19 protein-coding genes are annotated in these 25483 nt (G+C 62.9%); 9 read left to right on the top strand and 10 right to left on the bottom strand.

Annotated elements, in window-relative coordinates:
• Window positions 1–58 precede the first annotated feature (58 nt).
• Window positions 59–658, top strand: a complete 600-nt coding sequence (locus IC757_RS01040; protein WP_190975564.1) for a hypothetical protein — start codon at window positions 59–61, stop codon at window positions 656–658.
• 48 nt (window positions 659–706) lie between these two features.
• On the opposite strand, the gene IC757_RS01035 is transcribed toward IC757_RS01040, so the two are convergent.
• The 3 genes from IC757_RS01035 to IC757_RS01025 all read right to left on the bottom strand — a co-directional run bounded on the left by IC757_RS01035 (window position 707) and on the right by IC757_RS01025 (window position 6397).
• On the bottom strand, window positions 707–3139 hold the full coding sequence (locus IC757_RS01035) for a DUF305 domain-containing protein (protein WP_190975563.1): 2433 nt from the start codon (window positions 3137–3139) through the stop codon (window positions 707–709).
• Window positions 3140–3233: 94 nt separating this feature from the next.
• On the bottom strand, window positions 3234–6062 hold the full coding sequence (gene lanM, locus IC757_RS01030) for a type 2 lanthipeptide synthetase LanM (RefSeq protein ID WP_190975562.1): 2829 nt from the start codon (window positions 6060–6062) through the stop codon (window positions 3234–3236).
• A 146-nt stretch (window positions 6063–6208) separates the two neighbouring features.
• Window positions 6209–6397: a hypothetical protein gene (locus IC757_RS01025; RefSeq protein ID WP_190975561.1), complete on the bottom strand. Its 189-nt coding sequence runs from the start codon at window positions 6395–6397 to the stop codon at window positions 6209–6211.
• Between the two features lie 537 nt (window positions 6398–6934).
• Between IC757_RS01025 and IC757_RS01020 the strand changes: the two genes are divergently transcribed.
• Genes IC757_RS01020 through IC757_RS01000 form a run of 5 tightly spaced genes read left to right on the top strand, consistent with a single transcriptional unit; the run spans window position 6935 to window position 12984 of the window.
• Complete coding sequence (locus tag IC757_RS01020; RefSeq protein ID WP_190975560.1) at window positions 6935–7798, top strand: efflux RND transporter periplasmic adaptor subunit; 864 nt, start codon at window positions 6935–6937, stop codon at window positions 7796–7798.
• Complete coding sequence (locus IC757_RS01015; RefSeq protein WP_190975559.1) at window positions 7795–8709, top strand: efflux RND transporter periplasmic adaptor subunit; 915 nt, start codon at window positions 7795–7797, stop codon at window positions 8707–8709. Before IC757_RS01020 ends, IC757_RS01015 begins: the two co-directional genes overlap by 4 nt.
• A gap of 13 nt (window positions 8710–8722) precedes the next feature.
• The gene (locus IC757_RS01010; protein ID WP_190975558.1) at window positions 8723–10954 is read left to right on the top strand and encodes a peptidase domain-containing ABC transporter; all 2232 of its coding nucleotides are present in this window, start codon (window positions 8723–8725) and stop codon (window positions 10952–10954) included.
• Window positions 10941–11366: a gluconate 2-dehydrogenase subunit 3 family protein gene (locus IC757_RS01005; RefSeq protein WP_190975557.1), complete on the top strand. Its 426-nt coding sequence runs from the start codon at window positions 10941–10943 to the stop codon at window positions 11364–11366. Before IC757_RS01010 ends, IC757_RS01005 begins: the two co-directional genes overlap by 14 nt.
• Window positions 11359–12984, top strand: coding sequence for a GMC family oxidoreductase (locus IC757_RS01000; RefSeq protein ID WP_190975556.1), 1626 nt, complete (start codon window positions 11359–11361; stop codon window positions 12982–12984). Before IC757_RS01005 ends, IC757_RS01000 begins: the two co-directional genes overlap by 8 nt.
• Window positions 12985–13079: 95 nt before the next feature.
• Here IC757_RS01000 and IC757_RS00995 read toward each other — a convergent pair whose 3' ends face one another.
• Together IC757_RS00995 and IC757_RS00990 are read right to left on the bottom strand one after the other, a co-directional pair.
• The gene (locus IC757_RS00995; RefSeq protein ID WP_190975555.1) at window positions 13080–15152 is read right to left on the bottom strand and encodes a S9 family peptidase; all 2073 of its coding nucleotides are present in this window, start codon (window positions 15150–15152) and stop codon (window positions 13080–13082) included.
• 119 nt (window positions 15153–15271) lie between these two features.
• Window positions 15272–16471: a DUF3322 domain-containing protein gene (locus IC757_RS00990; protein WP_190975554.1), complete on the bottom strand. Its 1200-nt coding sequence runs from the start codon at window positions 16469–16471 to the stop codon at window positions 15272–15274.
• Window positions 16472–16603: 132 nt separating this feature from the next.
• Here IC757_RS00990 and IC757_RS00985 point away from each other — a divergent pair, with 132 nt between their 5' ends.
• Window positions 16604–16846, top strand: coding sequence for a FitA-like ribbon-helix-helix domain-containing protein (locus IC757_RS00985; RefSeq protein ID WP_190975553.1), 243 nt, complete (start codon window positions 16604–16606; stop codon window positions 16844–16846).
• 14 nt (window positions 16847–16860) lie between these two features.
• Window positions 16861–17400 (top strand): type II toxin-antitoxin system VapC family toxin, encoded by a 540-nt coding sequence (locus IC757_RS00980; protein WP_190975552.1) that lies wholly within the window; start codon window positions 16861–16863, stop codon window positions 17398–17400.
• A 5-nt stretch (window positions 17401–17405) separates the two neighbouring features.
• Here IC757_RS00980 and IC757_RS00975 read toward each other — a convergent pair whose 3' ends face one another.
• Genes IC757_RS00975 through IC757_RS00965 form a run of 3 tightly spaced genes read right to left on the bottom strand, consistent with a single transcriptional unit; the run spans window position 17406 to window position 22800 of the window.
• Window positions 17406–20777 carry an ATP-binding protein gene (locus IC757_RS00975; RefSeq protein ID WP_190975551.1) on the bottom strand — a complete coding sequence of 1124 codons (3372 nt, stop codon included), beginning with the start codon at window positions 20775–20777 and terminating at the stop codon, window positions 17406–17408.
• Window positions 20778–20782: 5 nt separating this feature from the next.
• Window positions 20783–21367 (bottom strand): DUF4194 domain-containing protein, encoded by a 585-nt coding sequence (locus IC757_RS00970; RefSeq protein ID WP_190975550.1) that lies wholly within the window; start codon window positions 21365–21367, stop codon window positions 20783–20785.
• Window positions 21364–22800, bottom strand: a complete 1437-nt coding sequence (locus tag IC757_RS00965) for a DUF3375 domain-containing protein (protein WP_223846197.1) — start codon at window positions 22798–22800, stop codon at window positions 21364–21366. Before IC757_RS00965 ends, IC757_RS00970 begins: the two co-directional genes overlap by 4 nt.
• A gap of 64 nt (window positions 22801–22864) precedes the next feature.
• On the opposite strand from IC757_RS00965, the gene IC757_RS00960 reads away from it, so the two are divergent.
• Window positions 22865–23428, top strand: a complete 564-nt coding sequence (locus IC757_RS00960; RefSeq protein WP_190975548.1) for a Uma2 family endonuclease — start codon at window positions 22865–22867, stop codon at window positions 23426–23428.
• A 73-nt stretch (window positions 23429–23501) separates the two neighbouring features.
• Here the strand turns inward: IC757_RS00960 and IC757_RS00955 are convergent, their stop codons facing one another.
• Together IC757_RS00955 and IC757_RS00950 are read right to left on the bottom strand one after the other, a co-directional pair.
• Window positions 23502–24563: a hypothetical protein gene (locus tag IC757_RS00955; protein WP_190975547.1), complete on the bottom strand. Its 1062-nt coding sequence runs from the start codon at window positions 24561–24563 to the stop codon at window positions 23502–23504.
• A gap of 209 nt (window positions 24564–24772) precedes the next feature.
• Window positions 24773–25453, bottom strand: a complete 681-nt coding sequence (locus IC757_RS00950) for a PhoU domain-containing protein (RefSeq protein ID WP_190975546.1) — start codon at window positions 25451–25453, stop codon at window positions 24773–24775.
• Between the last annotated feature and the right edge of the window lie 30 nt (window positions 25454–25483).

Below are 25483 nucleotides of genomic sequence, written 5' to 3'. Positions count from 1 at the left end.
GACAGTCTGTTCCCGGGCAAGCCGCCTCGAATTCACCCGACAACCAAGGAGAAAAGCCATGAAATTCAGAACCATCCTGCTGGCCCTGCCGCTTGCGCTGCCGTTGCTGACCGGGTGCGGTGTCGACGAGTCGAATGGCGAGGATGCACCGGCCGCGACCAATGGTCACGCCTTCTACCTGGGCGATATCGGCATGCGCGGCATGGAATGGCGCGGCGAGGCCACTCTGCTCGAGGCCGGGCTGGAGTTTGCGGACGCCAGCCTGGACATGAGCACCATCCGTTTTTCGCTCAACGCCGATCATCGCGACATGACCGAGTTCGACAACCCGCCGCTGGAGTTTCGCGGCGAACCGGTCACGCTGGCCCTGCGCATCGGCGGACTGGTCCAGGACCGCGAGCCCGGCCGAATCATGGTCGAGATCAATTCCGTGCGGCCGAGCTTCAGCGGCGGCCCCGGGACGGCCTCTACCGAGGAGCTGATCGAAGACCTGGCCGCCAACGGGGTGGTGTTGCCGGAGATCGACCGGGATAACCCGCCGGTGGTCACCTTCGAGGTCATGGCCGCCGACGAAGACAATCGCGAGATCACGCTGAGCGCCGACGTCGACTGGATCGGCAGCATCCGGATGCGCGACGGCGAGCGCGCCGCGCTGTAGTTCGCCACAAGGAATGGCCACCCGGCAGGCTGCCGGGTGGCCGGGCGATCAATTCAGCCGACCGGCCACGCCCTCAAGCGTGCCGGACAGGCCCGCCAGGCGGTGGCGGGTCTGACCCTCATGGTCGCGGGCCTGTTCGGCCACTCTGGCCGACCAAGCGCGCAGTTGCTCTGGCAGCTCACCGGCCGGTTCACCGTTGGCCAGCACGTGGTCGGCCGTTCGGAGCAGTTCGCGAATCGCGGCCAGTTCCGTCTCATCGAGACGCTTGCCGCGCTCGAGTTGGTCGAGCCAGGCACGTGCCACCACCGGCTCGGCCGGCCAGCTGACCTGGTCCTGCTGCTGGGGATTGAAGGCATCACCCTGGTCGACCAGCCGTGCCGCGGCCAGTTCGTTGGCGCTGAGGTAGTCGCTGGGCAGCAGTTCGAGTACATCCAGGCCACGCACGATCTCGGTGCCGTAGACGCGGCCGCGGTACCAGTAGGCCGACCAGTAGCCGCCGGTGACCAGTGCTTCCTCGTCGATCGGACCACGGTCGAAGAAGGCTATTTCCTTCGGGCTGGACGCATCGGTGAAATCGAACACCGAGATGCCGCCCTGGTACCAGGCCTGCACCATGATGTCGCGGCCGGGCACGGGCAGCAGCGAGCCGTTATGGGCCACGCAGTTTTCCTGCTCGGTCTGCGGGGCCGGCATCTTGTAGTAGGAGCGGAACACCAGTTCGTTGTCGACGATCTCGTAGATGGCGTTCGCACCCCAGGTCAGCGGGTCGGAGGCGCGGCAGCGTGGCCGGGTCCCGCCGCCCCACTCGTCGGTGAAGATCACCTTGCGGCCATCATTGCTGAAGGTGGCCGAGTGCCAGTAGGCAAAGCTCGGGTCGACCACTTCATGGATGCGCTCGGGATTGACCGGGTCGGAGATGTCGAACAGGATGCCGTTGCCCGAGCAGGCGCCGGCGGCAATCTGCTTGTCGGGAAACACCGTGATGTCATGGCAATGGTTGGTCTCGGCCGAGGTCTGGGTGTCCGGGCCGTGATCGCCGCGCTCCCACAGGCCGGCCAGGATGCCGGTATCGGGATCGGCAAAGACCGCCGGTGAGTGCACGATGCGCGAGTCTTCGGGCCGATCAACAGGAATCTCGATCACGTCGATGCGAAAAAGCGCGGTCTGATCGTCGCGCCAGGGGTCCTCGTCGATGCAGCCGTCCATCTCCTCCTCTTCACGCACCGGGGCGGTACCGGAGTTGTAGACAATGAGCTTGCCATCCTCGCCCGGACCGGCAACCACGGTGTGGGTGTGCGAGCCGCGACAGGTCTGCACCTGGCCGACCTGCTTCGGGCGCGCCGGGTCGGAAATATCGAAGATGCGCAGGCCGCGGAAGCGATCGTCGCTGACCTTGCCGGCCACGCCAAGCAGCCCGCAGTCGGTGCGGCCACGGAACTGCTCGACCGACATGATCAGCAGATCGCCGACGATGGACACATCGCCCTGCCCACCGGGGCAGACCACGCCGCTGACCAATTCCGGGGTTCGGTTCTCAGCGATGTTGTAGAGCTTGAAGCCGTGGTAATTGCCAACGGCCAGCAAATCGTCGGCGAAAGCCATGTCGGTGTTGGCAAAATCCAGTAGCGAGGGGCGATCGCGGGCTTCGTCCTCTTCAGGTTCCTCACCATTGTCTTCTGCCTGCAACTCACGCAGGCGGCTGGTCGGCAGGGCGGCCGGGTTGTCCGGATCGAAGAAGCCGTCGGGCTTGGGCAACGAGACCAGCAACTCCATGTTGTGGATCGCCTCGCCGGCATCGCGAAAGCCGGCGGCCAGGCCGGTGCGCGGATCGGGCGAATAGCTGGCCAGCATGACAGTCATGCGGTCGATCTCGGCATCCTGGTCGTTCTTGACGTCGCGGGCAAACTCGAACACTTCGGGATCCTGGGCCGCGCCGCGCGCGTCGAGCAGGTCCTCGACCATCACCAGCGCACCGCGGTGGTGCTCGATCATCAGCTCGAGGAACAGGGTGTCGAAGTCATCACCGCTGGCCGCTTCGAGTTCTTCCATCTGCTCCTCGGTCGCCATGCCCTCCATGCCGTGGTGATGATGATGGTGTCCATGGGCGCGCCAGTCACGGTCGGGCACCGGCTCGCCGCGCGCGCTCAGCCATTCGATCATGTAGGCAATCTCGTCCTTCTGCGAAGACTCGATGCGACGGGCCAGCTCGATCATGCCGTTGCGGGCCGTGCGATCGGCGACCAGCACGGTCATGTCCAGCGCCTGCTGATGGTGCGGAATCATGTCGGTCATGAACTGCACATCGGCGGCCGAGTAGCGCACGGCGGCGAGCTTGATGGCATCTTCGGCCGAAATCTCGCGGCTGTCTTCCCCGGGCTTGCCGGGCTGGATGATGGGGGCGGCAACCGCGGCGGCTGCCAGGCAGATGGAGATGAGTGCCAGTACGAAAAACCGCAGCAGAGTCGTGGGCAGATAATGCATGATTGACGGATTCCTGTTCCTGTCGCTTGTCGGCGACCTGTCGGGCCAAAGCGCTCGAATTTACCAGAATCGGCGTCAAGGCGCTTGTCCCCCGCTAGAGAGGTCCCAAGCGCAGGCGCAGTGGATCGGGCCAGTCCGAATGGTCCAGCAGTAGCAGACCGTATCCAATTCCGGCCAGTCCGGCCATCATCCCGTGAAGCGTCCTGAAGGGTCGTGCGCCGCAATGTATCGGCCCACTCGACAGCTCCGAGAGCAAGCGGTCTCTGATCACTTCGAGTTCAAGACTGCCCAGGGCATCGGGATAGGCCGGCTTGAGCCGGGAAAGCATGAGCAAATTGCCGAGATCGCCGTGACACAGGCTGTGGTTGTCTGTTTGAAGGCGACCGTGTACACCGCCCAGGGCGGCGTGCATGAGCGCACTACCATGCCGGGCTTGTTGCTGACCGATATCGACATCGGCCAGGGCAATACCCAGCGTTCCGTTGCACCATGCCTCGCCCTTGATGGTCGTTTGTCGATCATGAGCAGAAGGGTGTCGAGCATCGAAACGCCGCAGCTCGAAGTCGAATCCGGCCGCCTCGAACTCGACAGCCCCGGCGACCCTGTCGTCGACCTCGGCAATCGGATCCAGCGATTGCAGGCGCATCAAGGCCATGCGGATACCACTGCTGCCATGCGCCATGCCAGGCAAGGGCCGACCATCGGCCGTGGTACAGGACAGCCAGGCACACCCCGGATTGGCCGGGACATGATGGGCCAGGATTCTTTCGCGGGCGACTTGCGCGCAACGCATGGCGTCCGGGCTTCCGGTGCACCTTGCCAGTTCGGTGGCCGCCGCCAGGGCGCCGGCGCAACCGGCCATGAGATCCATCCGTTCATCCCGGGCAACCGTCTGTTCAAGCAGGGGCAGGAGCCGCTCTGCCCGTTCGATCCAGGCCGCATCGTCCAGCAGACTGGACAGGCTGCACAGACTGAACATCAGCCCGCCCAGCCCGGCATGGCCACCCGGGCCCGTGTCCAGCAATGCGGCCTCGCTCCTGTCCAGGGCAACGTTGGCCAGGCGCCGGGCATGATCCTCGAATTGCGCTTCACCGGCCGCGGCGAGACCGGCAAAGAAGACCGATATCCCCAGCACGCCGGTTTCCAGGCTGGTGTCGATGCCGGCCACGCGAGCCGAATCACCGGCCAGGTTGGCTTCGAACCAGTAGTCGCTGGTCTGACGGGACAGCAGCCACTCGCCCACCTCGGCGGCCAGGCTTCGGGGGTCGGCGGGCACGTTGCTGCCAGAATCTTTGCACTGCAGCGTGGGCAGTTCGTAGAGACCGAATGTCTGCTGGATCAATCGGACTTGTCGCTCGGTATCTGCAGCACCAAGCCGCCGCCACCGCCGACCGAGGGCCTGAGTGGCCGAAGGGGGCAAAAAGTCTGCAGCCACGCACTGCCCCTGCCAGATGAGTTCGCGCGAGCCCAGCCGGCCGTGGAATGCGGGGACGTCGCCCGCAAGCAGGCTGGATTGCTCATGGGAAGCCAACTGGCTGATGCCGGGGTGGCGGGCATCGGCCAGTTCGAGCTTCGCCAGTAGCTGGCCTCTGGCGCGCTTGTCGGCCAGACCCTCCGCGCCGTGCAGCGCGGACTGAAGGCGAGCGTAATGCCACGTCGTGCGTGGCAGGATGCGCACGATCTGCCCATCCAGACGCCGGGTTAAAGTGTCGGAGAAATCGGCTTGGTCAAGCAGTTCTCGAATGCTGTCGGCGCCGTCTCGAAAACCATCGGCCAGCCGTCGACCCAGGGATGGCCAGTCCGGCTTGAGGCTGTTCCCCAGGAAAGGACTATGCGTGGCGTCAATCGATTTCTCCACCCTGGAAAGACTCAGTCGCGCATCATCGTCAACGCTGACCTGCCACTCGTGCACCAAAGCCTTTGCCGAGGTGGCCAGCCCTGCCCGGTTTCTGGTCCGCACCCCACTACCCACCACCTCCCATGGCAGCAGGCCCAGCCCCAGCACGGTATCGAAGTGACTGATCTGGGGTGGGTCATACCAGGGCAAGTCGATTGCCACGCACACTTCGCAATCGACCATCACCGGTTCATCGGCGACAGCAATCACGTTCTCCGAATGCATGTCGCCCATTCCCAGCAAATCGGCAACCGCGAGCTGCAGACCAAAATGGTAGTGATAAGCTTCAAGTTGTTCCCTTGTGCGCGCCGGAACGGCTTCGATCCATTCCATCCAGCCATGCGTGCCGAGGTCGACGATGGCTGGCTGCCGCCGCGATGACTTGCCGCGAGCCTTCAGTACTTTCTCAAGGCACCACTGGAAGCTGGCTTCCATACCCAGGCTGCGTGGCTTGTATACCACCGTGTGGCCCGACGAAAATTCGAAACGCAGTGGGCGTTGTCCTTCGTTATGAGTTTCTTCACCCAGGGGCGTGATTCGCCTGAGCGAACCACTGCTTCCATGCAGCAAACCCTGCTCGATCAGCGCATGATTTTCAAAGTAGCGTTGCAGGGCCTCGGCGATTGCCCTGGCTTGCCGCGAAAGAATGCCACCGACGGTGTCGGGAAGCAGCGGGAAAGCGCCCGACATGAGATCGAGGCCATGCCGTTCAATCCACTGCCGCAAGTCATGTTCGGAGTCGCCGATTTCGACTGGGCCAACCGCGATGATCGACTCACACATCCGGAACACGACCGGTGTCAATCGATTAACGAGTTCGTCGTTCAGCAGTAGCTGAACACTTGCAAGTACTGAACCGGGATCAACCCGGCCCGGGTCGGTTGATTGTTTCAGCAGAACTGTTCGAACATCATGCAAATGATGTTCTACTGATTGCTGAAAGGACAGACGCGCCAGATCGGGAAACTGCCGGGCCATGATGGGGACCAGCCAGTCAGTTGAACTGGAGTCATGGGCCGGCTGCATCAGGTTCACCAAGTTTGGAGCAAGGATATTCAGGCAGGGGCTACAGAACGATCACCCATCGAAGTGTATGGTCATGACACCTGGCACTGGTTGAGAGAGCCGCATGGTGGCCGTAGCCACCATGCGGTGTACCTAAAGCCTGTCGCTTACGGGCACTGGTACCAGGTTCCGTCCGGGCACAGGGTGGCCGAGAACGGGTTGGGCTGACATCCTCCCATGCCGCCGCAACCGCCATTGATGCTCTTGAGTGCTTCGTCGTCAATCACGTTGACCTGGTCAGCCGACTGGTCGGCCTGAACGTTCTTGCGCATCATTTCAATGAGTTCGTTTTTCATTGTTGCGTTCCTCTTTGTCTACAGAAAAAACCCTCTCGGGTCAAACTCAGAAAACGCTGAAAGCACGTTTTCTGTCCCGGTTGGCGACATGACGCATCGCCAACATCCACACCATGGAGGTGCGAATCGCCTTGCAAACAAAAGGAACATGCCAGCCCAGAACGAAATGGCTTCATGAATCCAATGGATCGACCCCCCGACCGCCATTATTTTTACTGAAAACTTCAGCTGGTAAGTTGGCTTTATCAGTTGATTTGATCTGACGTTATCAACTGAGCTATCCAACCAGACTGTTCGGCTTCAGCGCCTTTTGTTTTTTAGCCTGCCACCGATGGTATAGGCGGATAATCCAGCATGTCAAGCGCTGGGAAAATTATCGATTTCACGCAAGGAACGCTTCATCAAGAACCGTACCTTAATGCATGCGATCTGCATCAAGATGCTGAGTTGATGATGGTTGACTGCCTCTTCAGGGGCTGATTAGAATGCAGATAACGGGGGCTTAATCATTCGAGTTTGTACTGGCGAGGGAATGGCATGCTCCTGGCATTGATGTTGTCGAATCCGGCCGTGCGCACCACCGGCCGCCTTTTCACTGGTTGCGCTCTGACCATTGTTCTGACTGTCGGACTTGCCGTTGCGTCGGACGAAGGCTGGGTAGGCGTCGTATACCCTGCCGAAGCCGTCAAGGTAAGCAGCGAACTGGATGGAACGGTTGAAGAGGTTGAAGTCCTGATCGGTCAACCCGTGATTCCCGGACAACAACTTGCTGTCATCAATCTTGAAGAACTGAAATCCGAGATTGCACGTTCGGAAGCCGAGCTGCGCATGGCGAAAGCCCAGGTCACGGAAGAGAACTCGATGCGCTCCCTGCGCAAGAGCGAGCTCGACCGACGTTACATGGCCGGGGCCAGTGTTTCCCTTGACGAACTGGGTATGGCAGAGCAGCTGTACGAAGCTGCAAAGGCAGGGGTGGCATCAGCAAAAGCCCAACTGGAAGCGGTCAAGGCGGATCATGAACTACTGCTACTCAAGCAGCAGCGCACCTCCGTGGTTGCTCCGATCGGAGGACTGGTACAGCAACGCAGGGTACGCAAGGGGGATAGGATTCGCACCGGTGATGTGATGTTCGAGATCGTAAAGCCGGATTCCCTGCTGGTGCGATTTGCCTTTCCGGAATCAGACCGGTACAACGTTCAGGTTGGAGATAAAATGTTGATTGACGCTTCGGCCACGGCCACGGTCGTTGCCGTTGCGCCAGGTAGTGACGTGGTTACCGGACTGGTTGTCGCCGAAGCCAGCCTGGAGTCTGAGGAAATCGGGCTGCTGGGCCGTGGTGTTTCGGTGCAGCCGTTGCCTGCCACCAATTCGGCAGCGAGCGACCCGGTAGCTTCCCGATGAGTGAATCTTCCGACAGCCTGTTTCGTCCTGCCGCCCTCAAGGCACGGGATGAGGGCGACGTTGAACTGGACTCGATACTGAGAAACGGGCCGGGGTGGACCATCTGGACCTATCGGGTACTGGTACTGGTGCTGGTCATTGCAGTGGTCTACGCGCTGGTGGCTCGAATCAGCACCTATGCCGATGGGCAGGGCGTGGTCAGACTGGGTGGTGACTCCCAGATCGTGGCCCGCATTTCCGGCACGGTCGACGAAGTCAGGGTGGCCAGCGGCGACTGGGTCGAGGAAGGCGATGTGCTCGTCGAGTTCCATTCACAGCGTGAGCTGGACCAGTACATCCTGGCCCGGGACAACTACCGGGACGCTGTTCAGCGCTGGCTGCTCAATCACGAACAGGCCGAGCAGGTGGCACAGGCCCGGGCAGACTACCGAAGTGCGCAATCGCAGCTTGACGAACTCAAGGTCACGGCCAAGAGTGCCGGCACGGTCAGCGATGTGCGCGTACGTCCGGGGCAGCCGGTGGTCGCCGGCCAGGTATTGCTGACACAGGGTGATGCACGCGGCACCAACGTGGTCAGCCTGTTTCTGCCGGGGCAACTGCGTCCGCAGATCGAACCGGGACAGCAGGTGCTGCTGGAGCTTCTGGGCTATCCGCAATCTCGCCTGGAGCTTGAGCTGGAACAAGTGGACAGTGAACTGATCGGTGTCGAGGAAGCCCGGGGACAGATCGGGTACGGCCTGGGTGACAGCCTGCAGTTGACCGGCACGCTGGTCCATGCCCGCGCACGCATTCTCGATCCGGTGTTCGAGTACCAGGGTCGGCAGTATCCGCTGCACGACGGCATGCTGGTATCCGGACAGGTGCAGATTGGTTCGGAACCCGTCGCGATCGCCCTGATTCCGGGACTATAGGTGGATTGACCCGATGAAATCGATTTTTGATCTCGCCCGTCGCTTCACGTCGCTGGAAAGGGTCAGCCTCGGGCGTCGAAAGCGCATCCCGTTTGTCGCCCAGCATCAGCATTCCGACTGCGGTCCGGCATGCCTGGCCATGGTACTGGGCATGCATGGCAGGCACACCACGCTCGACGAAGTGGTTGATGCCTGCGGCACCATGCGACGGGGCACCAATGCCCACGTGCTGCTGAATGTGGCACGCCGCTACGGCCTGCTTGGCCGTGGAGTACGGGTCAGCCAGGTAGACGACTTGCGCTACGTGCCAAGAGGCTCGATTCTCCACTGGAAGTTTCACCACTATGTCGTCTTCGACCGGATCGGCAAGGACGCGATCTGGATCATGGATCCGGCTCGGGGGCAGGTCCGTGTTCCGCTGGCTGATGTGGATCGCGCCCTGACCGGCGTGGCGCTGACCTTCGAGGCCAAGGCGTCTCTTGCCCCTGGCGAGAAGGGTGAATCGAAGCTGAAACCTTTTTTCAAGCTTCTGCTCAATGACCCGGCAGTCTTGCACCGGGTCATCGTCGTGTCCTTCGCGTTGCAGTTGTTTGCCCTCGGACTACCGCTGCTGACCGGCGTGCTGGTCGATCGCATCATTCCGCGACAGGATCACGACCTGCTGATGGTGGTGGTGATTGGCGTTGGTCTGGCCTTTGCCTTTCGTTTTGCCTGCAGCCTGCTCAGGAGTTACTCGCTGCTATACCTGCGCACACGGCTGGATTCGGTGCTGACATTCAACTTTCTTGATCACTTGATCAGTCTGCCATTCGAGTTCTTCGATCGACGAAAGGCGGGTGACCTGGTCATCAAGATGAACAGCAGCCGGTCTGTCCGGGATGCGTTGACCAACAGTTCGCTATCGGCGGTTCTGGACGGCAGCATGCTGATCTTTGCATTGCTGGTCCTGGTACTTGGTTCCATCCCCCTGGCGATGATCGTGCTCGCGTTTGCCAGCATCCAGGTGCTGGTCTTTCTGGTAACACGGCGCTACTACCGCCAGTTGCACCTGGACCAGTTGATTGCCCAGAGTCGTGCCCAGGGCTTGCAGATACAAATCCTCACGGGCATCGAACCGTTGAAATCATCCGGTCGCGAACATGTTGCGGCGGAACGCTGGTCCGATGCGTATGTCGACGAGTTGAACGTCGTCCTGAAACGGGGGCGCCTTGAGGCCTGGACGTCAGCCATACGCGACGGCATCGTCAACTTCGGGCCATTGCTCTTCCTCGCGGTCGGGGCCTACATGGTGCTGGCCGGAAGCCTGAGCCTGGGCCTGCTGCTGGCCCTGAGCCTGGTGGCCACCAATGTCCTGCAACCCCTCAACCAGCTGCTCGATACCGGGTACGAACTGCAGAAGATGTACAGCCACCTCGATCGCATCAATGACGTGTTCGGGGCGCGTCGCGAAGACGATGGGAGGGCATGGGCTGTTCCACCGCAGATCGAGGGGCACATCGAGGTCGACAACGTGACCTTCTCCTACGAGAGTGGTCAGGCACCCGTGCTCAAGGGAGTGAGTTTCGAAGCCAGGCCCGGAGAGTTCATCGGCGTGGTCGGACAGTCCGGGTCGGGCAAGTCGACCCTTGCCCGCCTGCTTGCCGGCCTGTACCTGGCCTGGGAAGGATGCATTCGCATCGACGGCGCCGACCTGAAACAGGTTGATCTCGAAGCGCTGCGCCAACAGCTTGGCGTCGTCACCCAGGACGTGTTTCTGTTGCAGGGCAGTGTGCGCGAAAACATCAGCTATGGTCAGCGTGCCGCGAGCCTGGAGGAGGTGCGTCAGGCGGCACGCATGGCGTGTATCCACGAAGAGATCGAAGCTTTGCCCCTGGGCTACTACACCCAGATCGGGGACGGTGCCAGTGGACTGTCGGGGGGACAGAAGCAGCGCATTGCACTGGCGCGCGCGCTGTTTCAGAAACCCAAGCTGCTGATTCTCGACGAGGCGACCAGCGCGCTGGACAGTCTGACCGAGGCTCACGTTCATCAGCAGGTCGAACAGGTCGAAGCCACCCGAGTCGTGATTGCCCATCGCCTGAGCACCATCCGCTCGGCCGATCAGATACTGGTGTTCGACGAGGGAGAGATCGTCGAGCGCGGCACCCACGATGAACTGATCGCCAGGCAGGGCCACTACTACCGGTTGTACGAGGCGCAGCAGAATCGTTCGCTCGCGACGGGCATCGAACATGTCGGCACCTGACACCGAGGCTCAGTTCCGCAGGTGGCTGGAATGTCTGGCCGAGCACGTGATTCCGGATACCGCGGGACACGGCCCGGATACAGCCGGCGTGGCGCAGTATCTGCACGGACTGGTTGAATCACCCCGTGGCGGACAACTGCGCGCCATGGTGACGGAGCTCCAGGCAGCGATGACGCGGGCCGGCCTGCCCGACACCGCCACGTTCCCCAAGCTCGCCCGACATGACCGGGAGGCGATTCTCGAAACCCTGGCCGAAAGCAAAGATGCGCGCTTCAGGGCCTGCTGGGTTTCATTCATCGAGTTCTGCCTGGAAGGCTATCTGTGCGACCCCGCCCGTGGCGGCAACCGCAATGAGGCCGGCTGGCGCCAGGTGGGCATGCGCGGACCGGAGATGCCACGCTTTAATGGCTGATCGGGAGTACGACGCCGTCATCATCGGCGCCGGTGCCGGCGGCGGCGCCCTGGCATGGTGGCTATGCCGGGCCGGCTGGCAGGTGCTGATGCTGGAGCGCGGCCAGGACCACGATCGCTCACAGTACCAGCCTGACGAGATCAGGTTTCAACGCGAGGGAGCTCTGCTGCCCGATTCAGGCGAGTTGCACTGGGTGAGCGGGAGCCGCAGCCAGTCACCCACCATTCCTTCCACGCTGGGCTGGACGGCAAGTTGCGTCGGCGGCGGCACGGTGCACATGGGCGGATTTCTCTACCGCTTCCACCCGCAAGACTTTCGCATGGCCGCCGAGCACGGCGAAACCGGTGACCTGGCCGACTGGGCCTACGACTATGACAGCCTGGCGCCCTACTACGACCTGGCCGAAAGGGAGATCGGCGTCAGCGGCGACGGCAATCCCTGCTTCGTCCCCAGATCAGGCCCGCACCCCATGCCGCCGGTGGCCGGACATCGCATGGCAGACCAATTGCGCCAGGCCAGTACCCGACTGGGTTTGACGCCTTTTGCCACACCACGCTCGATCAACTCGGTGCCCTACCAGGGCCGACCTGCCTGTGTGAAATGCGATGCCTGTGCCGAATTCGGCTGCGCCGTCGGGGCCAAGGGCAGCAGCCAGGAAAGCTTTGTTCGTCGCGCCCTGGCCACCGGCAGGCTCGAACTTCGAACCGGCACCATCGCCACTGAGCTCGAGACCGGGGCGCGGGACCGGGTGGAGGGCGTGGTGTACCTGGACCGGGCGCGGGGCACCAGGCACCGGGCCCGCGGACGGCTGTTCATTGTCAGTTGCTCGGCAGTCGAGTCGGCCAGGCTGTTGCTGCTCAGCCGCAGCGGACGACACCCCGACGGGCTGGGCAATGAACAGGGGCTGGTCGGCCGACACCTGCAGTTTCACGGCACCACTTTCGGCAGCGCGCGTATCGACCGGCAACCGGACTGGAATCCGATGCTGAATGTTTCTGTCGCCGACTATTACCTGGGAGATGGCGCCAGTGGAGAACTGCTCAAGGGTGGCATGCTGCGCTTCGACATGCTGGCCCGGCTGCCATTCCGGCGATCACTGCAAGTGCTCCGGCGCAACGACCGCATTCTGTGGGGAAAACCGCTGCTGGATGCGCTGGCCGAGGAACTGGGACAGTGCGATCGGATCGAGTACGAGGTCTTCCACGACTTTCTGCCCAGCTCGGAGACCTGGATGAGCCTGGACGAAAATCGCGAGGATGCATTCGGACTGCCGGCCGCACACATCAGGCTGGGCCATTGCCCGCAACGCCAGCGCACCGGCGAGATCCTGTCGGAGCGGGCCGGCGAGATCCTGAGCGAGGCCGGCGCCACCGACATTGTCCACGATGCGGTAGGGGCGACCTCATCCTATCTGGTCCACGGGACATGCCGGTTTGGCAGCAACCCGGAAACCAGCGTGCTCGACCCCTGGTGTCGCGTCCATTCCATGGACAACCTCCATGTGGTCGACGGCAGTTTCATGCCGACCTCGGGCGGGAGCCCGCCCACGCTGACCATTGTTGCCAACGCATTGCGTGTGGGTGAGTACCTGACTCGAGGCAACGGTCGGCCGGCCTGACCCTTTGGGCTGCCGGCCGTGTCGATGGTGTTCCGAGCCATCGGCCGATCCCCCGGACAGCAAGGCTGTCCGGGGATGGCGTGGCCGATGGATGTCTACTCGTCTTTCAGGTACTTCGCCAGCCAGTCATGCACCTCCTCCCAGAAGTAGCGGGCTTCCTTGCCCTGCATGATCCAGTGGTCCGCATCGTGGAAGACCAGCAGGCGCGAGGGCACCTGCATGCGCTGCAGGTAGGTCCAGGCGGCGATGGTCTCGTTGGGCGGGACGCGGTAGTCTCTCAGGCCGATGGTCAGCATGGTCGGGGTCGAGAAGCTCTCGGCGTAGGTCGAGGGGCTCTGCTCTTCCCAGACGTCGCTTTCCCAGGGCAGGCCGTCGTTCATGATCTCGCGGTGATAGATGGCATCGCTGGTCGACCACTGGCCTTCCAGGCTGATCAGGCCGGCATGTCCGATCAGGGCATCGAAGCGATCGGTGGTGGCCAGCAGCCAGTTGACCAGGTGGCCGCCATAGCTCGCCCCCGTGGCAGCAGCGCGGTCGGGATCGATGAAATCGAATGTCTCGATGGCCGCATCGGCGGCCTCGACCAGCTCCTCGCCCGGCGTGGCCAGCGGATCGCCCTGGATATTGCGTGAAAATTCCTCGCCGTAGCCCACCGAACCGGTGTAGTCGGTCAACAGCACCACGTAGCCGGGTGCGGCCAGCAGGTGCGGGCTCCAGCGCACATGGTCGTTGTCCAGCGACGAGGTGAACGGTCCGCCGTGGATGAACAGTACCAGCGGGTACTGCTTGTTTTCGTCGAAGTCCGGCGGCAGGGCCAGCCAGCTATGGATTTCGCGGTCCTTGCTGGAGGTGAACCAGAAGCTCTTGAACGGCTGACGGTCGAGCTCGGCGGCGCGTTCGGTATTGAACTCGGTCAGGGCCGTGTGCTGGCCGTTGGAGGGGTCGACGCGCACCACCTCGATCGGCGAGATCGAGCTTTCCCACGTCGCCACCAAGTGTCCGTCGGCGGCATGAAGGCCCCCATAGACACCGTCGCTTTCGGGATCGAGCGCCTCGACCTCACCGCCACCGGCCGGCAGCGCGAACAGGCGCATGCGGCCATGGTCCATAGCCGTGAGATAGAGCCGTTCGCCACCCGTGCTGATATCGAAGCTGCTCACCGAACGGTCGAAGTCACCGGTCAGCACCTCGGCATCACCATCGGCACTGCCATCGCGCCAGGCCACGCGGGCAATCTCGGTGTGGTTGTAGACCCACTCGTTGATCGGTGAGTAACTGCAATAGAGCCAGTCGCCGGCCGATGAAAACGTCGGTCCGGTGCAACTGAAGTCGTCGGCACCAACCACCCGCTCGGCTTCACCGCCATCGACCGAGATGCGGTAGAGATGACGACGGGTGGTGGCGAAAGCGGCCTCGTGCAGGTTCTCGGTGGCCGAAAACACCAGACCATCGCCGTCGGGCGTCCACACCGCTTGCAGACCACCATCGTAGCCGGGGCTCGAGGCCAACTCGGTGCCAACCAGCAAATCGGTGGGCTGGGCGCCGGCGCGCGCTTCCTGCACGAACAGGCGGGTCTGCTTCTCGTCGCGCCAGCGGTTCCAGTCGCGGATCGGGAAGCCCTCGTAACGCGACACGTTGATGCCGGAATCCTCTTCTTCCTGGGTGCGTTCCTTGTTGGCCTCGTCGTCGGCCGCATCCGGCCAGACCCGGCTTTCGAAGGCGATGGTCTCGCCGTCCGGGCTCCAGCGCGGGTTGGAGGCGCCGGTGGACAGGTCGGTGATGCGCATGGCCTCGCCGGGCGCGCGCATGTTCATGATGTAGATCTGGGCGGCCTCGTCATCCTCGCGGGTGGCCGAAAACGCGATCTTCGCCCCGTCGGGCCGCCAGTGCACGCCGCTCTCGCCGCTCTTGGCGGCTGTCAGCTGCCGTGGCGGCTCACTGCCGTCAACGGTGATCAGCCACAGATTGGTCACCGTGCCATCTTCCTCGTAGGACGGCTCGGTGACCGGCACCACGGCATACTGCCCGTCCGGACTGACGGTGGGCGAGCCCAGCCGCTTCATCAGCCAGACATCTTCATGGGTGACCGGGCGCAATTCCGTATCGGCCAGCGCCAATGGCGAGACCAGCAGCACGGCCAGCGCAGAAACAATCCAGTGCTTGAACATCACTACCTCCGAGAATCGAGAACCGACCATCTTAATCACTCGATCAACGAGGCGAAAGCAGCAATGCCGTGACGACGTACACACTTTTCACTCGGCGATTGCGCGGACTCCGAACCGCATTACAGGCGTGCCAGAAAGCGCTCCAGCCAGGCAAAGCGGATGTGCTCCTGTTCCAGGCGTAGCCGGGGGGAGAGGACATCGTCGCGCAGGACTTGATAGAGCGCCTGCTCGTGTTGATCGAGCCGCGACAGTTGGCCAAGAAAGCGCCGGTCAACGGGTTCCTTGCCCCACAGTTCGCGATGGGCATCGAGTGTGGCCCGGTCCATCAGGAACGACCGTGCCTTGGGCAGGTGATGGCGCAGACGATTGAGAATGGCAAAGCCGTGGGTGTCGATATCGCCCCAGTACCAGCAATCCGCACGGGCCAGCCAGTCGATGCCGGCCAGGCGTTCCAGTCCATAACCCAGGCCGAACACGACAATGGCGCGCCGATGGTCGGGAAAGGCCAGGCCGTTGATCTCGTTTTCGGTGATGAAGACCGTCTCGACCGGCAGGTTCAGGCGGGCGAATTCCTCGGCCGGGACGGATAGATCGCTCAGCCCCCGCAGCCTCAGCTCCGGATCAAGAATGCGAAAGCGCACCAGCACCGGACGGCTGGCCAGACCATAGCGACGATTGAAACCGCGCACGCCAGTGGCCGATGGGTCCACCGCCTCGAAAGGCAGGACCGCGTCGAGCAATTCCCCGACCAGTCTGCGTCGGGCATGAATGAACTTGGTATCCACGCCGGGAATATCGAGCTGGCGCAGGTAAACGCCGGGGCGGGGATGGTTGCGGAAGTAGCGCAGGATGGCCAGCAGGCGCGGCCAATCCTCGGCACGCTTGAGTGCCTCCAGCGGCCGGCGCGCCAGCCAGTCGTCAAGGGTTGGAAATTCGGCCAGCAACTCGGCGGCCAGTCGATCGAACTGCCGCGCGTGGCCGGTCTTGCCGATCAGCCGCAACGCATCGTCGGCACTGGGCACGATGACGGCTTTCGGCAGTTCGTTGCGACCCCGGGTGCGATGGTTGACCGTGCGCCACTCGATGGCATAGCCGTGCCCGCGCCTGTCGCGCGAGTGTTCGATCAATTCCCCAACCCAGTCGCGCACCGCATCGAAGCGCTCGGTGAGATCGCGCGAGGTGGCCTTCTTCACTCGCAGCTTCAGCGGAAACAACGGCTCCTGTCCCGCCAGCCGCTCGGCCAGCAGGCGACCCGAGTCCCACTGCCTGCGCAGCTGGGCGAGGAGATCCTTTGGCCGCGTCCATGGGCAGTCATTCATTCGATGAGCCAGTCTCGATTCGTTGCCAGAAAGGTTACAGGATGCCTGATTCGCCCCGCGTTCGTTGCGGTCTATGTGCCGGCAGTGATACAGTAGTGCAATCAATGATTGCACGTTCTAGGTTTGGAAAGCATGGGCAGCATTACCATTCGGCGGCTTGATGACGACCTGAAAGAGCGTCTGCGCCAGCGAGCGGCCCGTCACGGCCGTTCGATGGAAGACGAGGTGCGTGAAGTTCTGCGCACTACGCTAGCCATGGAGGCCGGCGAGCCGGACAACCTGGCCAAGCGCATCCAGGCGCGATTCGCGCCACTCGGTGGCGTGGAGCTTGACCTGCCTGAACGCGAGTCGACTCGCGAACCTCCCGAGTTCTAGCAGGTCGGTTCGGGATGCTGGTTCTCGACACCAACGTCATTTCCGAGCTGATGCGTCCGGCACCTGATCGGTCGGTTGTGGCCTGGGTGGGCGAGCAACCCGGCGGCAGTTTGTTCACGACCACGGTGACCGAGGCCGAACTGCGTTATGGCCTGGCGCTATTGTCGGCGGGAACGCGCCGCAAGCGCTTGATCGATGCCTTCGACCGCATGATGGCCGAGGACTTTGCCCGACGCGTTCTGCCGTTCGACCGCGACGCCGCCCGCGCCTACGCCGATATCGTGGCCAGCCGGCGCCTGTCCGGTCGCCCAATCGCCCAGTTCGATGCCCAGACCGCGGCCATTGCCTGTTCGCGGGATGCCGGCGTAGTCACCCGCAACGAACGCGATTTCTCCAATTGCGTCATCGAAGTGATCAACCCTTGGTCCCTGAACCCTGAACCCTGCATTCCGACACACGAACGATCCGGTGCGGGCGGATTCAACGTTGTCCGTCGGGGATGTAACCCCGACCTACAACCCCGGAAACCGGAACCCGGAAACCGTAACCTGTAACCCGTCTATGACGTTTTCCGCGCCGCCGCCTCGGCGCGGTATTCCTCAATCGAAAGATTGCGCAACATCGATTGCATGCCGTCGGGGTTGTGGACGAAGCCGACGCTGGCCACGAAGGGTTCGATGATGTGAATTTTCTGCAGCGGCGTGACGATGAGCAGTTGCAGGTTGAGCCGGCCGAACAGCCTGAGGCCGTAGCGGGCCGATTCGTCGGAACCGCGACCGAAGGCCTCGTCGATGACCACGAAGCGGAACGAGCGTGAGCGCTTCTCGCCCCATTCCAGTCCGAACTGGTAGGCCAGGCTGGCGGCGAGCACGGTGTAGGCCAGTTTTTCCTTCTGCCCGCCGGACTTGCCGCCGGAATCGGCATAGTGTTCGTGTTCGCGGTCGTCCTCGCGCCAGCGCTCGGAGGCCGAGAATACGAACCAGTTGCGTACGTCGGTGACCTTGCGCGTCCAGCGCCGGTCGAGCTCGGCCGTGCCCTCGCGACCACGGAACCGATCGATGATGTCGCGCACCTGCAGAAACTTCTGCTCGGAGTACTGGGCGTCGTCGGAACCGGTGATCGCGCCCTCGGTGCAGGCGCGCAGCTTGTGCTGGAACTCGCGAATGTCGGCATCCACCGCGGTTTCGGCCATCAGGCGGATGTAGCGGCCCTTCTCGTAGTCGATTTCGTGCAGCGAGCGGTTGATGATCTCGATGCGCTCGCGGATCTGCTCGCGCTCGCGGTGCAGCAATGCCTGAAAGGCGGCGATCTCGCGGATGGTGTTCTCGTTGAGCAGCTCCTTGAAGCGCTTTTCGAAGCGCGGCAGGTCGTCACCTTCGAGGCTATCAAGCAGGCGGCGGTACTCGTCGGCGGCATCGACGCTGACATCCGCCTCGCGCGCTTCCTGCGGCCAGCGGTGATGGAACTGCTGCATGGCCTGGATGATGCGGTCGTTGAGCCGCCGGATGGCCTTGTCCTCGGCATCGATGCGCGCGGTCAGCCAGGCGCGGAACTCACGCTGGCGGGCATCGATGCCGTTGAGGTTGATCGGCTGGTCTTGAAGTGCCGATTCGCGCAGTTCGGCCAGCAGGTCAAACCACCGCTCGCGCTCGGCCTCGTCAAGTTCACCGACCAGTTGCTCGGCTTCCTCGCGTGCCTCGCGTGCGCTGCGGGCGCGTTCCTCGGCCGTGGAGAGCTGAGCCTGGCGTTGTTCCAGCTCGGTCTCGGTCCGCTCACTGGCCTGCTCGAGTTCGTCGAGGCGGGCGCGCAGGGTCTTGAGCACATCCGACTCGTCGCGCAGGTTGCGTTCCTCGGCTTCCAGTTCGCTGATGCGGGTAGCCACTTCCTGCCAGTTCAGGCGCTGGAAATCTTCGAACATGTCCAGGCGGCTGATATCCCCCAGACGGGCAGCCAGGGCCTTCAGCTCCCCGTCCAGCCCGGCGATGCGATCGGCCACCGCCTGGATGCGCTTTTCGAGGCGATCGCGCTGTTCGGCCAGGGCGCGGATCTTGTTCTCGTTGCTCCAGCCCAGCACGAAGCGGGTGCGGTCGTCGATGGCGTGGCGGTCGTCCTTTTCGTGGCGCACGCCGCCAGTCTTGATCTGACCCGCGCGGGTGATCGCGCGGGTTTCGCGCCGGAAGCGGTCCATGTCGCTGCAGCAGACATGGTCGAAGCGGCGGGTCAGTTCATGTTCCAGCCAGGCGTATTGGGCGCTGTCGGTACGAATCGCGAGCTTGCGGCTGAGCGCTTCGGGGCGGGCGCGCTCGGGGCTGGCGCTGCCGACCTCGCGCACGCGGTAATAGACCAGCCGGCCCTTCAGGCGGGTGGTATCGACCCAGTCGGCCACGGCTCGGTAATGCTCATCGGGCACGAGCAGCGAAAGGGCGAAGTTATGCAGCAGGCGCTCGATGGCGCCTTCCCAGTCACGCTCCTCGTCTCGTACCTGGATCAGCTCGCCGGCAAAGGGCAGGTCTTCGGCTGCCAGGTTCAATGCCTCGCAAAGTTTCTCGCGCAGCGCCAGCATCGCCGCCGGCAGGTTGGAACGGCGTGCTTTCAGCGAGGTCAGTTCGGCATCGATCTCCTCGTGTTCGCCGCGCAGCGCCTTCATGCTGACGAACTGGTCGGTGCGCTCGTTCTGCAGCTCGGCCTGGCGCGATTCAGTCTGCTCGCGAAGTTTCTCCAGAGAGGCGCGATTGTCACGAAAGATATCGGCATCGCGGGCATCGTGCAGATCGACGGCGGCGGCCAGTTCGCGGTAGCGTTCGGCCTGGCGGCGGCGTTCGGCCTTCTCGGCCTGGCGGCGTTCGATCTCGGCGCGGACCTGTTCAAGACGATCACCGCCGTTGTCGGCGATGGCCTGGCGCAAATCGTCGCGCTGGCGGCGCTGGTCGCCGCGAGTGCGCTTGAGGCCATCGACCCGCTCGCCCAGGCGCGCGCTTTCGCCGTCGAGATCGGCCAGTCGCTTGTCCAGCAGTTCGATCTTGAGATGGGCAAACCACGGTGTCAGCGCCTCCCGGCACCCCCGCAGTTCGCTGACCTGGCGGCCGCGCTCGGCATGGTCGTCGGCATCGGAGACCAACGGGCTAAGCGCCTCGATCTGTTCGCGCGCCTTGAGCACGGCCTCGTGGGCCCGGTTGAGATCGTCGAAATGCCGGATCAGCTCGTCGATGCGCTGGCTGGTATCGGCGGCCTGCAGCATGTGCTCGCGCACGAACTCGGTCAGGTTGCCCACCGACTTCATCGACACGGTCTGGTTGAACAGCTCCAGGGCCTGGTCGCTGGCAATGCCAAGCTTGCGCCGCAGGCTGGCGCCATAGGCCGGAAAGGCGGTGTGCAGTTCGACGTGATCGAGCGCGCGCAGGCGCTTGCGCAGGTCCTTGAGGTCGTTGCCGAAACCGGCAAAGTGCTCCTCGACGGTCAACGGCCGGTCGGCGGCGATGTAGAAGCGCTCGGGCTGGCCTCGGCTGTCGCTGATCCAGAACACCTGGGCCAGCGTGACATGGCGGTCGAAACCCTCGTTGTAGAAATGACCGAGGATGACCGAGTAGCTGTTGTGGTCGCGCAGCGCGACCGGCCTGGCCGACAGCCCGGTCTCGCCACGCTCGGACTTGTAGTGGCCGAGCACGTAGGAGCGCAGGCTGCGCTCGCGCGCCTCGGCCCCGGCGGCCTTGTTGTAGGTGATGCGCTGGGCCGGCACCAGCAACGTGGTGATGGCATCGACCAGGGTGGACTTGCCCGAGCCGATATCGCCAGTGACCAGGCAGTTGGCGCCATCGGGATTCAGCCGCCAGACATGGCGATCGAAAGTGCCCCAGTTGAGCAGCTCGACGCGATGCAGGCGGTAGCCGGCACGGGCGTCATCGGGCGCGAAATCAAGGGCCAGTCCTTCCACGAGATTTACTCCTGCGCCGCGTGCTCGGAGTATTCGCCCAGGCGCCGGTCGAACTCGGCCAGCCACTGGGCATCGACATAGGCCTTGAGAATGCGGCGAACCTCGAACTGGTCGTCCTGGCCCCTGAGCTTGCGAAGGAACCCCATTTCCACGGCCTTGTTGATGTCCATGCCGACCCGGTCGATCAGTTTCGCCTCGTTGGCCGAATCGGGCAGGAACAGGCGCACCAGGTCGGCAATCTCCTCGCGCGACATGACCAGGCGGATATCGCCGCCGCCGGCATCGTGCTCGGCCAGTTTCTTGCGCAAAAGCGCCAGCAGCAGGCTGACCGGGTAGCTCAACTGCCGGCGGGCCATCAGGCGCGGCAGTTCGTTGTCATCGTCATCGGCCGGGCGCTGGCGCAGGAAGGCATAGCCCTCGGATTCGTCGACGATCAGCTCCAGGCCCAGCACAGCCACGTAGTCGGCAATCGCGCCCTGGTGATCGAGCAGTTGCTGCCAGTTCTGATGATTCAGGTCGGCATAGACCACGCCCTTGAACAGGGCGATCAGCGGCAGCGAAAGGCGGGAATCAACAGCGGGCTCGGTCATCGCGAGAATACTACCAGAGGCACCCGCGCCTGACGCTGACGACCATCGGCCTGCTGCCAGGTCACCGTCTGGATCTTCGCATCGTCGATCAGCCCGGCGCCATCCTCGGCGGCAATGGCGAGATAGGTCACCAGTTCGGCTAGTCCCTGCTCCAGTGGCTGGACTTCCAGCAATTCGGCCAGGCTGATCTGGTCACGATCCTGCAGTGCGCGTCGAATGCCAGCCTCCAGTGCCTGGCGGTCGACATGGGTCTGGTCGAACAGGGCATCCGTGTCGATGAGCCCGTCGTCGGCCAGCGTGACCTCATCGTGAATCTCGGGGCGCAGCGGCGGGCTGAACAGCGGCCGGTCCATGACCAGGTTCAAGTCGGGCACGGGCATGTCCAGCGACATGCCCGATTGCCGCGGCGGATGCTCGCGCACGGCCACGGCCTTGCGCTCCAGGTTGCGGATCAGCTCCATGATGCGGCGGTTTTCCAGCCAGGCCTGATCGTCGAGAAAGCGCCGCAACTGCTCGGACAGCCGGGCGACGGTGCGCTGGGTTACCTCGCCGGCTTCCAGCCAGTCGTAGTGCACGCGCTTGATACGGCGGTCGGGCTTCAAGTCGATGACCGCTTCGAGCTCGAAGATCTTCTCCAGCAGGCCGCTGAGTTCTTCCTGCCGGGCCGGCGACATCAGGAAATCCCAGAAGGCGCGAAAACTGCGGCCCTGATCGGAATCGGCAATGGCGTCGTGCTCGCCGAAGACTTCTTCGAGCACCTCGCCCTTGCCGCCCTCGAACCAGGTGATGCGCTCGCGCACCTGTCGGTCGAGTTGGCGGAAGTTGTGCTCGACCTGGCGGAAGTCGGCCAGCAGCGCGCGGGCGGTGTCGGCCATCTGCAGGAAACGCTCCTTGAGCCGGGTGTCGTCCATCAACGACAGCTCGCCCTCGCGAATGCGCTCGATTTCCTCGTCGATGGCATCGCGGCGCGCTTCCAGCTCGGCGATGCGCGCGGCCGGATCGGTTTCGGTGCCTTGCACGATCTGCTGGAGCAGGTCGAACACCGTCATCAGGCGCGACTCGGCGCCGACAAAGCGCGGCTGTTCCAGCCCGGCCAGCCAGCGGATCGCGCCTTCGGCCGCCGGGGTCAGATCGTAATGGGCCTCGTCGCTGTCGGCGGTGTAGTAGCGCCGCAGCCAGGCGCGCCGGTCATCCGACCAGTCCTTGAGATAGGCCAGAGCCGCGCGTGGATAGGCGTCCTCGCCATGCACCTCGCGGATGCCGGCCAGGTGGTCTTCCAGCCGGCTGACCAGCTCGCCCTCGGCCATGGCGCGCACGTTCGGCTCGATGAAGCAGCGATGAAAGAAGCTGACGATCATCGGTGCATGATCGGCCAGCAACAGCCGCCAGCCGCCATGGGAATCGCGCAGGTTGTCGAGGGTATCGAAGTCCACCGCCCCATTGTATTCTTGGATGGCTCGGAGCGGGTATGATGAGGACAGGCACAGGAGGTAGACGATGGCGAGTCCACCGCGTTCAGGTCTGAGCGGCGAGGAATTCCTGGCCTGGGAAGCCGAACAGGAAGGAAAGCACGAGTTCATGGCCGGCGAAGTCTTTGCCATGGTCGGAGCCAGCACACGCCACGTAACCATCACCGGCAATATTTTTGCCGCGCTTCGGTCCCATTTGCGCGGTGGCCCTTGCCTTGCCTATGTCGCGGACATGAAACTAAGGGTGGAAAAAGCCGATGCCTGGTTCTATCCCGATGTCATGGTGTCCTGCGACCCCGATGATCAGGCCCGGGAACTCGACAAGGGATCGCCCGTGCTGATCGTGGAAGTGCTCTCTGCGAGCACCGAGGCCTTCGACCGTGGCGCCAAGTTCGCCGCCTACCGCACCCTGGATTCTCTGCGGGAATACCTGCTCGTTGACCCGGACAGTGGTCGGGTCGAACTCTACCGCCGCGATTGCGACAATCACTGGGTGCTGTATAGCCACGAAGGAGATCAAGCGGTTGATCTCAACAGTGTGGACCTGCAACTGACTCGCGATTCCATATTCGAAGATGCCGAGCCAGGCTGATCCCGAATCTGAAAACCCGGCTGATGCATGACACTGTCTCAGGTCTGGCCCATGAACAATCCGGAAGCAGTTGTTACCAGAACTCCAGAAAGCTGAAGACTAATAGTGCAATTGACGCCACGACGCCGGCACGATCGATGAGCAATGTATCGCCTCGACGCGAGACCTCCCGGTTCATCTTCCGGTGCGAAACCAGCGGCACCTGCTCGAGCACGCGTTGCAGGCTCAATTCCGAGGCTGCCGGTTCAAACAGGTAGATCCGGTTTTCGAAAGTGGGCCTCCCCAAGGTCCGCTGTTGCGAGTAGACAGTCTTGGTCACCTGACCAAGCAGCACCCGGTCACCGTCGAACAGCAACTCACGACTGGCGAATCGTTGTACTTTGCCGTCCGGGTCGCGCAACAGCAGATCCATTCCGTCCACGCCCAGTTCATGCTTGCTGTTGTTGTACTCGTTCCTGACCAGAATCAGACACTGAATGGCCAGGATCGTCATCACGATCCCGATCACGAGCGGGGCCCAAACCAGGTCGGAGCGTTCATAAACCCTGAGTGCCATCATCACGCCGAACAACACCAGGGCACCCGACCAGATCGGTGCCAACTTCCAGGCTTGCCTGACCCAGAACTTGGATCGCCTCGCCTGCTTGCCGGGCTTAAGCCAGACGAGTTCGCCATGGCGCACGGTCGCCTCATCCTCCCCTTCAAGCGCTTCCAGTCTCCTGTCAAAGCATTCTCCGATGCGTTCTGCCACTGGGCCCATGCGTTGCAGCAACCGAAGCACTATCCAGCTTGTGATCGTGCCCACGATAATCAGGGCAATGAGCATGACGACAACAAAGTGATCGTCGATCCAGTCCAGCAGCCTGGGTTTGATTTCAAGCAGCCGTGTACTGTCGCCGGCGGTCAGGTTCTGGCGATAAAGCTTGTGTCGATAAGTGGTCGGCAGAAGCTGATCCTGGCCGGCCAGATACACGTCACCGGAGGCCGCGGCCGACGGCGCCGGCTCCACCACCGCCATGGTGTTTGGAACCAGCGGGTTCATCCTTGGCGCAAAGATCAGAATCGCCAACACCAGTACCAGCGACCAGGCTGCAATGCGCATGCCCTGGCCACCAACTCGCACGTCTCCACTCACTCCAAAGTCCCCGGATCGTTGAAAAAATCAATTCAATCTGCCACAAACGCATGGCCTGGTAAAGCAGGCGCATCAACGGGGAACGGGCAGGCAGCGAATCGGCTTACAATTCAGGCATGAGGGTTCTGGTCGCCGGCGCGGCCGGGTTCATTGGTTCGGCGATCGTCGAGCGTTCTCAAAGGTGCCGGCCCGACGGTATCAGGGCTTGATCAGTCCTCGTCGTCGCGGCGGGGATCGAAGTCCATGTCGTCGAGGTCGCCGGCGATGGCCGTGCTGATGTTGGCCAGGTGGCCGGCCACGCGCTTGTAGTGGCGCGCCAGCAGGGAGTAGGCCACGGCTTCGTGGATTTCCATCGGTTGCTGGTCGGCGAACAGCTCGTCGATGATGCGATCGCAGCGTCGCCGAATGATGCGCGAGCGGCCCATCGCCTGCTCAGCCAGGGCGTCATCGCCCTTCTGGCAGGCCTCGGAGACCATCCTGAACATGTCGACGGTCTGCTCGGCGATCTCGTTGAGCGGCTCGTGGTAGCGGTCGATGTGAAAGCCCTGGGTATAGGCGCGCCCGACCTCGTAGACGTTCTTGCAGTAATCGCCGATGCGTTCGGCATCCTTGGCCACGCTGACCAGGGCCAGGCAGGGTGCGACATCGTAGCCGGGGTTGACCGTGAGGTAGCGCAATACCTTGCGCCGGATGGAGCGCTGCAACTCGTTGATCTTTTTGTCGCGCTGGTAGATGACGTCATGCACCTCATCGGCCGGAATCCGGCTGTGCAACACATCATTAGCGCGCTCGAACATCCACAGGCTGTGGTCGAGCATTTCGCCCAGCTGGGTAAATGCTTTGTCAACAGCGGTCTTCGATGACAGTGTCTGGTAAATCTTCTTGAACATGTTCGTTCTCCGTGGCCGGCACTCGGCCGG

Source organism: Wenzhouxiangella sp. AB-CW3 (genome assembly GCF_014725735.1).
Classification (GTDB): domain Bacteria; phylum Pseudomonadota; class Gammaproteobacteria; order Xanthomonadales; family Wenzhouxiangellaceae; genus Wenzhouxiangella.
This window is presented reverse-complemented; position numbering and strand designations above follow the sequence as displayed.